The organism is Microvirga calopogonii (genome assembly GCF_003347665.1).
Classification (GTDB): domain Bacteria; phylum Pseudomonadota; class Alphaproteobacteria; order Rhizobiales; family Beijerinckiaceae; genus Microvirga; species Microvirga calopogonii.
Genome location: NZ_QDGA01000007.1, coordinates 109,301 through 124,610 on the forward strand (window position 1 = coordinate 109,301; position 15,310 = coordinate 124,610).

At 66.1% G+C, this 15,310-nt stretch carries 11 protein-coding genes and 2 pseudogenes; 8 read left to right on the forward strand and 5 right to left on the reverse strand.

Annotation, left to right across the window (positions count from 1 at the left end; translation table 11 throughout):
• Positions 1–71 precede the first annotated feature (71 nt).
• Both DDF70_RS09205 and DDF70_RS09210 read right to left on the reverse strand, forming a co-directional pair.
• On the reverse strand, positions 72–1,202 hold the full coding sequence (locus DDF70_RS09205) for a sugar ABC transporter substrate-binding protein (RefSeq protein ID WP_114944570.1): 1,131 nt from the start codon (positions 1,200–1,202) through the stop codon (positions 72–74).
• Between the two features lie 159 nt (positions 1,203–1,361).
• The gene (locus DDF70_RS09210; protein WP_114944571.1) at positions 1,362–3,155 is read right to left on the reverse strand and encodes a thiamine pyrophosphate-requiring protein; all 1,794 of its coding nucleotides are present in this window, start codon (positions 3,153–3,155) and stop codon (positions 1,362–1,364) included.
• 282 nt (positions 3,156–3,437) lie between these two features.
• On the opposite strand from DDF70_RS09210, the gene DDF70_RS09215 reads away from it, so the two are divergent.
• Entirely contained in the window at positions 3,438–4,445 is a 1,008-nt protein-coding gene (locus tag DDF70_RS09215) for a sensor domain-containing diguanylate cyclase (RefSeq protein ID WP_245435421.1), read from the forward strand.
• An 817-nt stretch (positions 4,446–5,262) separates the two neighbouring features.
• Positions 5,263–5,697: pseudogene (locus DDF70_RS38995) on the forward strand (metallophosphoesterase family protein); the annotation flags it as partial.
• Positions 5,698–6,304: 607 nt separating this feature from the next.
• On the opposite strand, the gene DDF70_RS09225 reads toward DDF70_RS38995, so the two are convergent.
• Both DDF70_RS09225 and DDF70_RS09230 read right to left on the reverse strand, forming a co-directional pair.
• Positions 6,305–7,348, reverse strand: coding sequence for an AI-2E family transporter (locus DDF70_RS09225; protein ID WP_425374065.1), 1,044 nt, complete (start codon positions 7,346–7,348; stop codon positions 6,305–6,307).
• A gap of 243 nt (positions 7,349–7,591) precedes the next feature.
• A pseudogene (locus tag DDF70_RS09230) lies at positions 7,592–8,612 on the reverse strand (patatin-like phospholipase family protein).
• 360 nt (positions 8,613–8,972) lie between these two features.
• On the opposite strand from DDF70_RS09230, the gene DDF70_RS09235 reads away from it, so the two are divergent.
• Genes DDF70_RS09235 through mnhG form a run of 6 tightly spaced genes read left to right on the forward strand, consistent with a single transcriptional unit; the run spans position 8,973 to position 15,003 of the window.
• On the forward strand, positions 8,973–11,909 hold the full coding sequence (locus DDF70_RS09235) for a monovalent cation/H+ antiporter subunit A (RefSeq protein ID WP_114944574.1): 2,937 nt from the start codon (positions 8,973–8,975) through the stop codon (positions 11,907–11,909).
• Positions 11,909–12,253 (forward strand): Na+/H+ antiporter subunit C, encoded by a 345-nt coding sequence (locus DDF70_RS09240; protein WP_114944575.1) that lies wholly within the window; start codon positions 11,909–11,911, stop codon positions 12,251–12,253. The genes DDF70_RS09235 and DDF70_RS09240 overlap by 1 nt, the downstream gene beginning before the upstream one ends.
• Positions 12,250–13,869 (forward strand): monovalent cation/H+ antiporter subunit D, encoded by a 1,620-nt coding sequence (locus tag DDF70_RS09245; RefSeq protein WP_114944576.1) that lies wholly within the window; start codon positions 12,250–12,252, stop codon positions 13,867–13,869. The genes DDF70_RS09240 and DDF70_RS09245 overlap by 4 nt, the downstream gene beginning before the upstream one ends.
• A complete protein-coding gene (locus DDF70_RS09250) occupies positions 13,866–14,354 on the forward strand; it encodes a Na+/H+ antiporter subunit E (RefSeq protein WP_114944577.1) in 489 nt (162 codons plus the stop codon). Before DDF70_RS09245 ends, DDF70_RS09250 begins: the two co-directional genes overlap by 4 nt.
• Positions 14,351–14,632, forward strand: a complete 282-nt coding sequence (locus DDF70_RS09255) for a K+/H+ antiporter subunit F (RefSeq protein WP_114944578.1) — start codon at positions 14,351–14,353, stop codon at positions 14,630–14,632. The genes DDF70_RS09250 and DDF70_RS09255 overlap by 4 nt, the downstream gene beginning before the upstream one ends.
• A complete protein-coding gene (mnhG, locus tag DDF70_RS09260; RefSeq protein WP_114944579.1) occupies positions 14,629–15,003 on the forward strand; it encodes a monovalent cation/H(+) antiporter subunit G in 375 nt (124 codons plus the stop codon). Before DDF70_RS09255 ends, mnhG begins: the two co-directional genes overlap by 4 nt.
• Positions 15,004–15,044: 41 nt before the next feature.
• Here mnhG and DDF70_RS09265 read toward each other — a convergent pair whose 3' ends face one another.
• On the reverse strand, positions 15,045–15,287 hold the full coding sequence (locus tag DDF70_RS09265) for a helix-turn-helix transcriptional regulator (RefSeq protein ID WP_114944580.1): 243 nt from the start codon (positions 15,285–15,287) through the stop codon (positions 15,045–15,047).
• Positions 15,288–15,310 lie beyond the last annotated feature (23 nt).

Genomic DNA, 15,310 nt, shown 5'->3' on the forward strand with positions numbered 1-15,310 from the left:
CGACAATCAGAGGAGCGTCCTGCCCGAACGTTCGTCCGGACAGGACCCAGGGTGCTTTGACCGCATGCCTCCTACTGCGTGTTCTTGGCGTCCTTCGACATGATCTCAGGCGCCGTCACGTTCACGCCGCAGGCCGGGAATTCATTGGCGGCGAAGAAATTGTCGGAGAGGTTCGACCAGTAGTTCACGTTGTCCTTGAGGGTCGTGTAGTCGACAGCGGGAATCGGCACCGAGATGAGCTGAGGCATCGGGTTGCCTTCGAGCGCCGAGAGCGCAGCCTTCATGGAGATGGCCACGAGACCCGGCGACTGGCTGTAGGAGAAGCCCTTCAGCCCCTCGCCCGCATGCTGCGCGATGAGCTTGCGGTAGCCGTTCTCGCCCTCGCCCGCCATGGGCACGAAGGGATGCTTCGCGTCCATCATGGCGCGCACGGATCCCGTCGACCCGCCCTGCGTGAACACGGCTTCGAACTTGCCGTGCACGGCGAGCGCGTCGGCGGTCGCCTTCTGGGCCGTGCCGTCGTCCCAGTTGCCCACCACCTCGACGATCTGGAACTTCCCTTCCTTCTCCATCACCTCGCGGAATCCGAGATGGCGGTCGCGGTCCACCGAGTTGCCGGGCAGGCCCCGCACCTCGAGGATCTTGCCGTCGCGCTTCTGCCCCAGCTCTTTCAGGAGATGCCGCGCCGAGAGACGACCGATCTCGAGCTGGTCCTCGTTCACCTGCATGACCTTGTCGGTGTCGAGCACGTTGTCGAAGGGCACGATCACCACGTTGTTGCGATCCGCCAGACGGATCACGCGGTCGAAGCCCTCAGGCGCCACCGCGATGGTGATGATGGCGTCGTAGCCCTGGTTGATGAAATCCTCGATGGCGCCGAGCTGCGCGGCGACGTCTGTGCCGGTCGAAACGACCTTCAGCTCCTTGATCTTGTCCTTCATGCCAGGCTGCTCGGCGTAGGCCTTGGCGGTCTGGATCATCTGGATGCGCCAGGTATTGCCGACGAAGCCGTTCACCACTGCGATGCGATAGGGACCCGGCTTCTTATCCCATTGCATGTACTTGGTCTGGGCATTCCACGGCTTGAAGCAGCCCGGATCGGGCCCCGGGCCCGAAACGTTCTTCGGCGCGGCAAGGGACGCAACGGACGAAAGCAACAGGCCGGAAAATGCGAGTACAGACAGGCGAGCAGCGCGTGCCATATGATCCTCCTAGGATGGCGTTCTTCCCGGATCTGGTTCGTCTGTCGCGAACCTGGACCAACTAGCATGTTAGGTCGCGCCGTTGCGTAAGACAAGCGCAGGCGCCCGGGAAGATACCTCCCGGGCACCCGACCAAAACGGATGATGCGACCGGCGGCTTTAAGACTTGTCTTTCGACGGCAGGATCGATCCGACGATCTCGCGCGCCGTGTTCGCCAGCACGCTTCCGGTATCGGGATCGCCCTTGACGAGCGCTCCCATGAAGTGGCGCGCCTGCTTCAGGGTGATGTGAGGCGGAAGAGGCGGCACGTTGGGGTCGGTCACCATGTCGAGCACGAAGGGCCGGTCCGCCGCGAGCGCCCTGTCCCACGCCGGGCCGATCTGCTCCGGATCCTCGACGCGTAGCCCGTCGAGGCCGATGGACTTCGCGAACTGGGCATAAGGCACGTCGGGCAGCGCCTGCGAGGATTCCCATTTGGGGTCACCCGATTGCACCCTCTCCTCCCAGGTGACGTAGGCGAGGTCGCGATTGTTCAGGACCATGACGACGAAGCGCGGATCGGTCCACCGGTCGCGGTACTTCGCGATGGTGATGAGTTCGGCAAGGCCGTTCATCTGCATGGCGCCGTCGCCGACGAGCGCGATCACCGGCCGGTCCGGATGGGCGAACTTCGCCGCGATGGCATAGGGCACCGCGCATCCCATGGTCGCCAGGGTTCCGGAGACGGAGCCCATCATGCCGCGCCGGAACGCGAGGTCGCGCGCATACCACACGGTGGTCGTGCCGCTGTCGGCGGTCACGATGCAGCGGTCGGGCAGACGCGGCGACAGCTCCGTCGCGACCTGCTGAGGATTGATCGGTTGAGCGGCCGCCGCGGCCATGCCGGCGAGCTGCTTGCGCGAGTCCTCGATGTTCGTCTCGATGGTCTCGCGCCAGGACCGGTCGGACTTCTCGTCGAGGAGCGGCAGCAGGGCCGCCAAGGTGGCGGCCGCATCGCCCACGAGGTTGACCTCCATGGGATAGCGCAGGCCCAGCATGCCGGCATCGAGATCGATCTGAACGCCCCGGGCCTGGCCTTCCTTCGGCAGGAACTCCGTGTAGGGAAAGCTCGACCCGACCATCAGCAAGGTATCGCATTCCGTCATCAGGTCCCAACTGGCCTTCGTGCCGAGCAGGCCGATGGACCCGGTGCAGAATGGAAGGTCGTCCGGCACCGCGGCTTTGCCGAGAAGCGCCTTGGCGACGCCCGCGCCCAGGCGCTCCGCGACGGCGATGACTTCGTCCGTCGCCCCAAGCGCTCCGGCTCCGACCAGGATGGCGATCCGCTTGCCCGCATTCAGCACCTCCGCCGCCCGGCCGAGCGCCGCCGCGTTCGGAACGACGGGCGACATCTCGATCCCGACACCCGAATGCGTCATCCCGTGCTCGCGCGTGGGGTGAACCATCGGCTCGGCCTGGAGGTCGTTGGGAAGGATCACGCACGTGACCCGCCTCTCGGCTTTGGCGATCCGGTAGGCCCGGTCGATCAGATGGCGCACCTGCTCGGGCGTCGAGGCCGTCTCGACAAAGGCGCCGGCCACGTCCTTGAAGAGCGCCTGCAGATCGAGATCCTGCTGGTAATGCGCCCCAAGGGCCGTGCGGGCCTGCTGCCCGACGAGGGCCAGGACCGGCTGGTGATCGAGCTTGGCATCGTAGAGACCGTTCAGGAGATGGATGGCCCCGGGCCCCGAGGTCGCGATACAGACCCCGACCTCGCCCGTGAACTTCGCCTCGGCGCAGGCCATCAGCCCGGCCATTTCCTCATGCCGCGCCTGGACGAACTCGACAGCATCCTCCACGCGCGCCAGTGCCGCGATCAAGCCGCCGATGCCGTCGCCCGGATAGCCGTAGACCCGGCGTACGCCCCACTCCTGCAAGCGCTGCCATATGAAATCGGCCACTGTCTCTGCCATAACGGGCTCCTGTCTGGGATCACCCGTTCAACACATGCGGCTCAGGCGGGTTGCATCGCGACGGGCGCCTCGGACGACCTGAAGGCTGAACCTCTTAAAGTATAATTTTGTATCGTATCGTTTCGATGCCATCATGCCATCGCGTCTGACGCACCGCGCCGACCATGCAACCGATTTTTCGCGGAATCCGTCAGAGCCGCAGTAGCCGCTCGTGCATTGCTGAGGTAGGAGACGGCAGCTTGGTTTGCCTTGCGACCTGACAGGAACTTTGAAGTGTTTGCCGTGCCCCAGCCACCGTCCAACGAAGCCGAACGGCTCGACTTCCTCTTTTCCTGCGGGATCCTCGACACGTCTCCCGACGAGCGCTTCGACCGCATCACGCGCCTGGCCGCCCAGTTCTATCAAGCAGATGCTGCGTTCATCGGCTTCATCGACGATCGCTATCAATGGATGAAGTCCATCCAAGGGGAAGGCGTGGGTCCCTGGATCGAGCGGGATCGGTCGGTCTGCCAGATCGTGATCTCGTCGGGAAAACCTCTCGTCATCGGAGACATGCAGGCCGATTCACGGCTCGAGGGGCATCCGGTCGTTCCCCTCCTGCCCTTTCGGTTCTACGCCGGTGTGCCGCTCGTGACGGATGAAGGTGCCGCGGTCGCTTCGCTGTGCATCCTCAAGCGCGAGCCGCAAGCCGCCGACGGGTTCAACCTGTCTCCCCTGGAGGATCTCGGGGCGATTGCCATGGATGAGCTCGAACTCTGGCGGCTCAACCGGGAACTCGAACGGGCCTCCACGACCGACGGCTTGACCGGCCTGGCGAACCGGCGCGCCTTCGATACGGCGCTCGACCTGGCGTGGCGGCGGCTCCAGCGCACGCGAGAGCCCCTGTCCCTCCTGTTGCTGGACCTCGACTTCTTCAAGATCCTCAACGACCGCGCCGGACATCCGGCCGGTGACGAGGCGCTTCGGCAATTTGGCCGGATCCTGTCGGAAACGACCAGCCGGCCGGACGATTTCGCGGCACGCTATGGCGGCGAGGAATTCGCCCTGGTCCTGCCGGATACCGCCGCCGCCGGTGCCTTGGCGGTTGCCCGCACGGTCAAGGATGCGCTCGCGTCGGCCAAGATCACGCACCCCGGCGGCATCGGCGGGCGCCTGACGGCAAGCATCGGGCTCGCCACCGTCGGCCCTGAGGACGTGGACAGCGCCGATGCTCTGGTGGCTCGCGCCGACGCGGCCCTCTACCGGGCCAAACAGGAAGGCCGCGACCGCTGCGTCACATGGAGCCCGTGATCGGCCAAGCGCCATAGTCCTGTCCGCAGGCAGTCTTTATGATGGCCGTGCAGCCCTCGTCAGGCGGCGGGAGACGGCCATGGCGATCAAGTCTCAGCTCACCCAGCCAACAGGGAAGTCGCAGGAGCCGACCTCGCTCCCTTCGATGCCGTTCCTGATCGATCCTCGTCGCGGCGACGTGGAGGACGATATCGCGAGCACCAAGAGCCGGTCCCTCTTGGCCATCGGCGGGCGGCTTCTGGCGGAAATCAGCATTCCGAAGCTCATCCTGGCCTGGATCATGCTGATCGGCCTCCCTGCCCTTCTCCTGGGGCTCGCACCCCTTCTCGTTCTGGGATGGGCGGCCACTCTCTCCGGGCAGGTGGCCACCGCGCTGGCAGGCTTCTGGCCGCTGGTGATCCTTGCCGGCCTCGCCGTCCTTGCATGGATCGGTGGCAAGCCGGTGCTGCGCGCAGCCGAACGGAGCTTCTGGTCGCTCAATGCCCTGGCGGTCCAGCCGATCTACACTCTGTTCCGCGAAGGGTTGCGGCACATCGCCGGCAGACTTGCCCCCGATAGCCGACCGGACCGGCGGAGCCGTCTCTACGCGATCGCCGCCATCGGTGGCGGCCTTCTGGTGAGCGCCCTGTCGTGCTGGTTGGTCGTCCTCGCCTGGCCTGCGTCGCGCTGGGTCGGCGACGCGAGGGACATCCTGACACCGCTCCACCTGATCGTCCCAGCCCTCGCCAACGCGGTCGTCATCGTCGGAGGCTATGTCACCGGGGCCGCGCTGGTGTGGTCCTGGACCGACGCGGCACTGGGGCGACCGGCCGATCTCATGGCATTCGACGACCTGCCGTCAGGGACCCGGATCTGGCGCATTGCACACCTGTCGGATCTCCATGCGGTCGGAGAGCGCTACGGATTCCGGATCGAGAGCGGCCGCACGGGACCACAGGGCAACGACCGGATGCGCCAGGTTCTCGACAGGCTGGACGCGCTGCATGCACGGCAACCCTTGGATCTGGTTCTGGTCACCGGAGACATGACGGACGCCGGCCGATCCGGCGAATGGGCGGACTTCATGGACGCCGTTGCGGCCCGTCCTGCCCTGGCCGAGCGTCTGCTGATCCTTCCGGGCAACCATGACGTGAACGTTGTCGACCGCGCCAATCCGGCGCGGCTCGAGCTGCCGACGAGCCCCGGCAAGCGCCTTCGCCAGCTGCGCACGCTCTCCGTCATGGAGGCCCTGCAAGGCGACCGGGTCTTCTGCTTCGACACCGGGACCGGCCGCCTCGGCCTCACCCTGAGCGAAACGCTCGCGCCGTATCGGGACGACATCGCGGCCTTTGCGGACGACGGCGGCATCCGCCGGTCCATGCGGCTGACGCGGATCTGGGACGACGTGTTCCCCATGATCCTTCCGCCGGCGACCGATGACGGGATGGGCGTGTTGCTTCTCAACTCGAATGCTGAGTCGCATTTCTCCTTCACGAATGCGCTCGGCCTGATATCGGCCCTCCATGCGAAGGATCTGGCCGCCGCGATGGCGCTTTATCCACGCGCCGGCTGGATCGTCGCGCTCCATCATCATCTCGTGGAATATCCCACGCCGGCGAAAGCCTTCTCCGAGCGCATCGGAACGGCTCTCATCAACGGAACCTGGTTCGTCGGGCAGCTTCGCCCCTTTGCCGACCGCCTGGTGGTGTTCCACGGACATCGGCACACCGAGTGGATCGGACAATGCGGAGGCGTGCGGATCGTGTCCGCCTCATCTCCCGTCATGAACCCACCGCGGAACGGCAGCGTCTCGTTCTTCGTGCATGCTCTGGCAGTCAGCGGCGGGACGCTGAAACTGGCCGCGCCCGAGCGCGTCGAGATCAGGCTTTCAGACGCGTCCGGTCAGGGACAGGCAGATCCGTTTCCTCCGGCGGACCGAGCAGCATCGCCAGCCACCGGGTCGATGGATCCTGAGCGCAGAAGGCGAGAACCGCAATCGTGATCGGGAGGCCGATGAAGGTTCCCGGTATCCCCCACAGGAACGTCCAGAGAAAGATCGAGAACAGCACGACCGAGGGCGACATGGCCAGCACGCTTCCGGACAGGCGCGGCTCGATATAGCTCCCGACCACGAACTGGATGACATTCAGGCAGGCGAAAACCACGATGACGGCCTGCCACGTGTCGAACTCGACCATGGCGAGCAGCGTCGGAAAAAGGGTCGCGATGAACGGGCCGATGAAGGGGATGTAGTTCAACGTGAAAGCGATCACTCCCCATTCCTGCGCGAGCGGCAGGCCGAAGAGCACGGCGAAGGCCCACACGAGCGCGCCGGTGAGAATGCTCATCAGGGTCCGCACCACCATATAGTGCCGGATCTTCACGCCGGTTTCCGCGCTTCCCGCGAGCAGGACCTGCGCGATGCGGCGGTTGGGGAGAGCGTCGACCTTCCTGGCCGTCGCCTCGACCTCGAGCAGGCCGAGGATGACGTAGACGAGGACGACGAGCCAGAAGCTCAGGGTCGTGTTGACCTGACTGGTCAGCTTCTGCGTCAGGCCCACGAGCCAGCCGATGTTGAAGTGATCGGCCCAGAGGCTCGCCACCGCGACCCCTCTCTCCTCGAACCAGGACGACATCTGATTGTAAAGTTCCTGGAACCGGCTCAGGTTGCCGAGGATCCAGCGGCCGACGCGGCCGAAGGACCAGACGATGAGCGAGGCGAAGCCGCTGAACGCCACCACGAGCAGCAGGATGCTGACGGCCAGGGCGACGAGGCGCGGAATATGAGCCTGAAGCCGGACCTGGAGCGGCCAGAGGAGCGCGATCAGGAACAGCGCGAAGGCGAACGGCGCGATGACGGCCTCGGCCACGTAGATCGCCCCGAAGAGCGCCAGGACCACGAGAGTGATCAACGGCCAGTGCATCGGCGACGGACGAGAGGGCGCGCGATGCGATGCTTCCGAGGGAGCCTGCGGCCGATCCATGTCGTCTCTCCCGGGTGGTCGCAGCCTCGAAGAGCGATGCATCCTCGGCTGCCGCTTGTCGTCATCGGAGCTGCGTCGAGTTCAGGGGACCGCAAATCCGGGTTCCCTCGTTCCACTCGGACAATGTCCCGATCTCATCAGCAACTCAAGATTCGTTCATCGCCAAAATCAGGTGCGCGACGCTCAGCACTCCGCCAGCAGCACGTCCAGATCGGCCGTCGAGTGTTTGCCGAGATCGTCGGCGCTGGTGTCGAGGAACTCGCTCGCGGCCCGGCGCCCCTCCGTTCGCAGCATCGACACGAACTCCCACTCGCCGTTGAGTTTCGACGAGGCGCCGAACTCGGCCAGCATGTCGCTCCGGATCCGGTGCGTCCGCATCCGGGCCCAGCGAGCGCCCTCGCCCGTTCCGGGATCGGCGACCTGACGCAGCAAGGCGATCATCCGGAGTTCCTTCATCAGGGGAGAGTTGAATGAGATCTCGTTGAGGCGGTTGAGAATGTCGGTCGCCGTGCGCGGCATTTCCTTCCGCTCGGGCGGATTGATCTGCACCAGGATGGTGTCGTGCGCGTCGGTCTCGCGGACCAGCGGCGTGATGGTGGGATTGCCCACGTAACCGCCATCCCAATAGAGTTCGCCGTCGATCTCGATGGCGGCGAACATCGTCGGCAGACAGGCGGACGCCAGAAGGACATCAGGCGTGATCTCGCCGTTGCGGAAGATGCGGCCGCGCCCCGTCCGCACGCTCGTCGCCGTGACGAACAACTGGATGGGAGAAGTGCTCAGGCGCTCGAAATCGACGCTGTCGGCCAGGATCCGGCGCAGGGGATTGAAGCCTGACGGGTTTGAGGTCGGCGGGCGAGAGAAGCCGCGATGCCAGGTCCATCGCCACATAGGCGGGGGACGTGTCGAGCGTCCAGCGGCCCATGAGACGATCCAAGGGCGATCGTTGCAGGGGGCTGAAGGCCGCGGCCCGCGACACGCGCCTCCAATAGTGCTCCAGCGCATGGCGGGCTCCCTCCGCGCCGCCTTCGAGCCAGCCATCCGCCAGGATGGCGGCGTTCATCGCGCCCGCCGACGTGCCTGATATGCCCGTGATGCGAAGCCAGGGCTCCTCGAGAAGCCGATCCAGCACGCCCCAGGTGAATGCGCCGTGAGATCCTCCGCCCTGAAGGGCCAGATCGACCAGGACCGGACTCCGCTTCATGGTGCACCTCCGATGCGGGCAGTTCGCGCAACCTGGACAGTCATCATGCAAGCGGCGGCTGTCGGAAATGGGGCAGGCATCGAAGCGTCGGCGCGACGCCGGGGAGCGGCCAGAAGACGTCTCCTGCGTCAAATCGGAACGAGGCGCGAGAAAATCGCGAAAACGTGTCCGTCAGATTGGAAGCCGCTCCATATAAGGTCGGGGATCATGGTTCGGGCAGGCGGTTCCAAGTCTCAGCCCGGTCATGTTTTTTTCGGCGAAGCTCTTGCAACCCGGCAGCTATGTCAACCATATTGGGCGATATCGCGCAAAAGTCGGAGTTTTGCCCCGCTCCCCACCCGGAAGGAGATCGCCCCATCCATGTCCAGTGGCTTGCCCCTCCTGGCCATCGTCGCCCTTCCTTTCATCGGGAGCCTCGTTGCCACCTTTCTGCGTCAGGATGCGCGTAACGGCGCGGCCTTTCTGGCCGGAGCCGTCGCGCTCTGCGGGGCCGTGCTGACGGCCATCCAGTATCCCGCGGTCGGCCGCGGCGGCGTGCTGCACGCCACGCTCTCGTGGATCCCGGAACTCGGCCTCGACTTCAGCCTCAGGATGGACGGTTTCACCTGGCTGTTCTCCATGCTGGTGACGGGCATCGGCTTCCTGGTGGCGCTCTATGCCCGCTACTACATGTCGCCCGCCGATCCGGTGCCGCGCTTCTTCGCGTTTCTGCTCGCCTTCATGGGCGCCATGCTGGGCATCGTGCTCTCGGGCAATCTGATCCAGCTCGTCTTCTTCTGGGAGCTGACGAGCCTCTTCTCCTTCCTGCTCATCGGCTATTGGCATCAAAGCGCCAGCGCGCGCGACGGCGCCCGCATGGCACTCACCGTCACGGCCACGGGCGGCCTCTGCCTCCTGATCGGCGTCCTTCTGCTCGGCCACATCGTGGGCAGCTACGATCTCGACAAGGTCCTCGCGTCAGGCGACCAGGTGCGTGCCAGCAGCCTCTATCTTCCGACCCTGATCCTGGTGCTGCTCGGAGCCCTGACCAAGAGCGCCCAGTTCCCGTTCCATTTCTGGCTGCCGCACGCCATGGCGGCACCGACCCCGGTGTCGGCCTATCTCCACTCCGCCACGATGGTGAAGGCGGGCGTGTTCCTGCTCACTCTTCTCTGGCCGGTGCTGTCCGGCACGGAGGCCTGGTTCTACATCGTCGTGACGGCGGGGCTCAGCACCCTGCTGCTCGGTGCCTATTCGGCCATCTTCCAGCAGGACCTGAAAGGATTGCTGGCCTATTCCACCATCAGCCATCTCGGCCTGATCACGCTGCTCCTCGGGCTCGGCAGCCCTCTCGCGGCGGTTGCGGCGATCTTCCACACCATCAACCATGCGACCTTCAAGGCCTCGCTGTTCATGGCCGCGGGCATCATCGACCACGAGACCGGCACCCGCGACATCCGGCGCCTGAGCGGGCTCTTCCGGTTCATGCCGATCACGGCGACGCTCGCGATGGTCGCGGCCGCCGCCATGGCCGGCGTGCCGCTCCTCAACGGCTTCCTGTCGAAGGAAATGTTCTTCGCCGAGGCGGCGGAATCCCACGTCGATTCACTCCTCGACGATTCCCTGCCGTATTTCGCCATGCTGGCAAGCGCGTTCAGCGTGGCCTATTCCCTGCGCTTCATCCACGGCGTGTTCTTCGGCCCTCCCCCGACCGATCTGCCGCGCACCCCGCACGAGCCGCCGCACTGGATGCGCTTTCCCATCGAGCTGCTGGTCCTGGCGTGTCTGCTCGTCGGCATCCTGCCGGCGATGACCATCAAGCCCTTCCTCGCGGCGGCGGTCCGGGCGGTCCTTGGGCCCGAGACCCCGTATTACAGCCTTGCCGTCTGGCATGGCTTCAACGAGCCCCTGCTCATGAGCGTGATCGCGCTTGTCGGCGGCATCATCCTGTACTGGCTGCTGCAGAGGTATCTCGCGAAGGGCATCGAGGGGCCGCCCCTGATACGCCGCCTCAAGGGCCAGCGCATCTTCGAGCGGGTGCTCGTCGAGGTGTCTTGGCGCTGGGCGCGCTCGCTGGAGCGCCTGTTCGGCACGCAACGGCTCCAGCCGCAGTTGCGGCTGCTGGTCGCCTTCGCAGTCGTTGCCGCCCTGTGGCCGCTCTACGGGCAAGGGCTCGCGGTCGGCTCGCGTCCGGACATGGCTTTCGACCCTGCCTTCCTCCTGCTCTGGGCTGTCGGCAGCCTCTGCGCTATCGGGGCGGCCCATCAGGCCAAGTTCCACCGTCTCGCGGCCCTGGTTCTCGTGGGCGGCGCAGGTCTCGTCACCTGCATCACCTTCGTGTGGTTCTCGGCGCCCGACCTCGCCATCACCCAGCTCCTCGTCGAGATCGTCACGACGGTGCTGATCCTTCTCGGCCTGCGCTGGCTGCCGAAGCGGATCGAAACGGCGGGCGACGGTTTGGAGATGGGAATCCACGCGAGGATACGCCGTGCCCGGGACCTGATGCTGGCGGTCGCGGCCGGCGTGGGCATGTCGCTGATCGCTTACGCGATGCTCACCCGGCCGCTCCCCGACACGGTCTCGCGCTACTTCGTCGAGAATGCCTACACGGAGGGCGGCGGGCGCAACATCGTCAACGTCATCTTGGTCGATTTCCGCGGCTTCGACACCTTCGGCGAGATCGTCGTGCTGGCCGTCGTGGCCGTCACCGTGTTCTCGCTGCTGCGCCGGTTCCGCCCTGCACCGGAAAGCGTCGAGGCCCCGGAACAGCAGCAGGTCCAGGATGCCTACGATATCGCCAGGCCGGACCGGTCGGTCGGCGACACCCTGGCGGACTACCTGACGATTCCGTCGATCATCATGCAGTGGCTGTTTCCGGTCATCGGCATCGTGGCCGTCCATCTCTTCCTGCGTGGCCACGACCTGCCGGGCGGGGGCTTCGCAGCCGGTGTCACGATGTCGATCGCGCTGATCCTGCAATACATGGCGGGAGGAACCCGCTGGATCGAGGCGCGGCTCCGTGTCCTTCCAATCCGATGGATGGGCTTCGGCCTGCTCTGCGCGGTCTTCACCGGACTTGGTGCCCTGGTCTTCGGCTCCCCGTTCCTGACGTCGTACTTCCACTATCTGGACCTGCCCATTATCGGAAAGGTTCCCGCCGCCTCGGCGCTCCTGTTCGACCTCGGCGTCTTCGCGGTCGTGGTCGGCGCCACGGTCCTCGTCCTGATCGCCCTGGCGCACCAGTCGCTCCGCGTCCCGCGCGCCGCCCGGCCGGCACTCCCGGTCGCGATGCCCGACCTGACGAAGGAGAATGCATGATGGAACTCATCTTCGCCCTTGCGGTCGGCATTCTCACCGCCTCAGGCGTGTGGCTGCTGCTGCGCCCGCGCACATTCCAGGTCATCATCGGCCTGTCCCTGCTCTCCTACGCGGTGAACCTGTTCATCTTCGGCATGGGGCGGCTTCGCGTCGGAGCGCCGCCGGTCCTGGAGAATACCGAGGCCGTCGATCCGGCGCTCTATGCCGATCCGCTGCCGCAGGCTCTCGTGTTGACCGCCATCGTCATCAGCTTCGCGATGACGGCCCTGTTCCTCGTCGTCCTGCTGGCCTCGCGGGGCCTCACGGGAACCGACCACGTGGACGGTCGGGAGGACGTGCGATGAAGGACATGATGGACCACCTGATCATCGTGCCGATCGTGCTGCCGCTCATCTCCGGGGCGGCAATGCTGCTCCTCGAGGAGCGTCGCCGGTCGCTCAAGGGCGGGATCGGGATCGCCACGACGGTGATCCTGCTGATCGTTTCCCTCGTCCTGCTGCAACAGGCGGATGCGACGGCTCCGGGATCGGGCGTACGCACCTACCAGCTCGGAAACTGGCCGGCCCCCTTCGGCATCGTGCTGGTGCTCGACCGCCTCTCCGCCCTCATGCTCGTGCTGACAAGCGTGCTCGGCATCGCATCGCTTCTCTATGCGCTCGCGCGCTGGCATCGGGCGGGGCCGCGCTTCCACACGATCTTCCAGCTCCAGCTCATGGGCCTCAACGGTGCCTTCCTGACCGGGGACCTCTTCAATCTCTTCGTGTTCTTCGAGGTCCTGCTCGCAGCGTCCTACGGCCTCGTCCTGCACGGGGACGGAAAGGCGCGCGTCCGGGCGGGCTTGGCCTATATCGCCATCAATCTCACGGCATCCCTGCTCTTCCTGGTCGGAGCCAGCCTCGCCTACGGCGTCACCGGCACCCTCAACATGGCGGATCTGGCAAGCCGTGTTCCCGGCCTCGCGCCCGCGGAAGCGTCCCTCCTGGCCGCTGCGGCGGCGATCCTCGGCACCGCGTTCCTGATGAAGGCCGGCACGTGGCCGCTCAACTTCTGGCTCCCGACGACCTATGCGGCCGCCTCCGCGCCGGCCGCCGCCATGTTCGCCATCATGAGCAAGCTGGGGATCTACGTGATCCTGCGCCTGTGGAGCCTGGTGTTCGGCCCGGAGGCGGGCCCCCTTGCCGGGTTCGGTGGAGAGTGGCTGCTCATCGGCGGCATGCTGACCATCGTGTTCGGCATGGCTGGCGTGCTGGCCTCGCAATCCCTGCCGCGACTGGCGGGCTGCAGCGTCCTCGTCTCGTCCGGAACCCTGGTGGCCGCCATCGGCCTCGGCAACGGCTCGGTCATCGGCTCGGCCCTGTTCTATCTCGTCAGCTCCACCCTGGGCATCGCGGCCCTCTTCCTGCTCATCGAGCTGGTCGAGCGCCTGCGCGATCCCGGCGCCGACGTGCTGGCGGTCACCATGGAGGTTTACGGCGACAGCGACGAGGAGCTCGAGGCCGAGATCGGCGTCGCCATCCCGGCGACCGTGGCCCTCCTGGGCGGCAGCTTCATCGCCTGCGCGCTGCTGCTGGCGGGCCTGCCGCCCCTGTCCGGCTTCATCGCCAAGTTCGGCATGATGGCCGCCATGCTGAAGACGAACGGCGCTTCGGTCCCGGTCTCGGCCTGGGTGCTGATCGCCCTGCTGACGGTGTCGGGCCTGGCGACGCTGATCGCCATGACCCGGTCGGGCATCACGTCGTTCTGGGCCCGCATGAGCGACAGCGTTCCCCGGGTGCGGATCATCGAGATGGCTCCGGTCGTCGCCCTCTTGCTGCTCGCCTTCGGCCTCACCATCGGAGGCGGCCCGGCCATGCGCTACATGGAGGCGACCGCCCAAGCCCTGCAGGCGCCCCAGGGCTACATGACGGGCGTGCTCTCGGCACCGAAAGCCGATGAAGGCGCCGAGGAGCCCCGCCCATGAGCTGGTTCCTGCCCTATCCTCTCCTGTCGGCCGCCCTGCTCGCCCTGTGGCTTCTGCTGAACCAGAGCGTTTCGGCAGGCCAACTCGTCCTGGGCAGCGTCCTGGCCGTTCTGGCCTCCTGGGCCATGGCGGCCCTGCGTCCCGAGAAGCCGCGCATCCGCCGCCCCGGAGTGGCCTTGAGGCTCGCGGGTATGGTGTTCGTCGACATCCTGCGATCGAACCTCGCCGTCGGACGGATCATCGTGCGCTCGCGCGTGCCCGGCGTGAATGCCGGCTTCATGACGATCCCGCTCGACATGCGCAGCCGCCACGGGCTTGCGGTGCTGTCGATCATCATCACGTCGACCCCCGGGACGATCTGGGTGAACTACGACAGCGCCAAGGGCACCCTGTTGCTGCACGTGCTGGACCTGGTCGACGAGACCGTGTGGCTCCGGCTCATCAAGGACCGCTACGAGCGGCGGCTGATGGAGATTTTCGAATGAGCACGTTCGTTCTCGGGTGGGCGGTCACGGGCGCCCAGGTCCTGCTCGGCCTCGCCATGTGCTGCGCCACTTACCGCCTCGTCGTCGGTCCGCGCGCGCAGGACAGGATCCTCGGCCTGGATACGCTGTACGTGAACGCCATGCTGCTCCTGGTCACGTTCGGCATCCGCGCGGGCAGCAGCCTGTACTTCGAGGCTGCACTGATCATCGGGCTCCTCGGTTTCGTCGCGACGGTGGCTCTCGCCAAGTTCCTCATGCGCGGTGAGGTGATCGAATGACCATGACGGACGGACTTCCAGCCTGGGCGGCTCTGCTGACGGCGCTCCTCGTCCTGCTCGGCGCGGCCGTCACCCTGATCGGATCGATCGGACTCCTGAGGCTCGGCACCTTCTATGCCCGGGTTCATGCCCCCACGCTCGGCACGACCTTCGGGATGGGCTGTATCCTGGCCGCATCCGCCCTCTGCTTCAGCGTGCTCGAATCGAAGCCCGTCATTCACGAGATCCTGATCGCCGTTTTCGTCACGCTCACCACGCCGGTGACCCTGATGCTGCTCGCAAGGGCTTCCCTCTACCGCGACCGGACGGAGGGCAGCAGGGACGTTCCGGCGGCCGACGACGTGGACGACCTGATCCCGCCGAAGGGATGAGCGGGCTCCGCTCCCCGGATTGGGCGATGCGCATGCGGGCTTCAGTCTATGGGGTTGCGAAGCCGCACCCCGGGACCGGCCTCGTCCGACGGGATCAGCATGACCCCGCCGCGCTCCAGGGCGGCCACGACTTGGGCCGCCGTCCCGGAGTGAAGATGATGACGGCCGTTCTCGAAGTCACGGATGGTGCTGCGCGAGACGTCCGCCCGCGCGGCGAGCTCCTCCTGGGTCCAGTCCAGAAGTCCGCGGGCGGCCCGGCACTGTTCGGGGAATAATAGCGGCATTCCGGATGCTCTTAACCCAGGCG